This window comes from Mesorhizobium sp. M2E.F.Ca.ET.209.01.1.1, assembly GCF_004010375.2.
GTDB lineage: Bacteria > Pseudomonadota > Alphaproteobacteria > Rhizobiales > Rhizobiaceae > Mesorhizobium.
Genome location: NZ_SADP02000613.1, coordinates 1 through 341, shown reverse-complemented (window position 1 = coordinate 341; position 341 = coordinate 1). Strand labels below are relative to the sequence as shown.

The 341-nt window shown below is 65.1% G+C and carries 1 protein-coding gene; it reads left to right on the top strand.

Annotated elements, in window-relative coordinates; genetic code table 11:
* Nucleotides 1–341, top strand: a 341-nt coding sequence (locus EN852_RS37140) for a thiamine ABC transporter substrate-binding protein (protein WP_135879784.1), incomplete at both ends; no start/stop codon positions are given.

The following is a 341-nucleotide window of genomic DNA, read 5'->3' as shown; positions in this document are numbered from 1 at the left end:
ATTTCGCCGTCGTCTACGATACCGAAAAGCTGAAGACGCCGCCGAAGAGCCTGAAGGAGCTGGTCGAGGGCGCCGGCACCGACAAGATCGTCATCCAGGATCCGCGCACCTCGACGCCCGGCCTTGGCCTGCTGCTCTGGGTGAAGTCGGTCTATGGCGACAAGGCGCCGGAAGCCTGGGCCAAGCTCAAGCCGAAAGTGCTGACGGTGACGCCGGGCTGGAGCGAGGCCTATGGCCTGTTCACCAAGGGCGAGGCGTCGATGGTGCTGTCCTACACCACCTCGCCGGCCTACCACATGGTGGCCGAGAACACCGAGCGCTACCAGGCGGCGTCGTTCGAC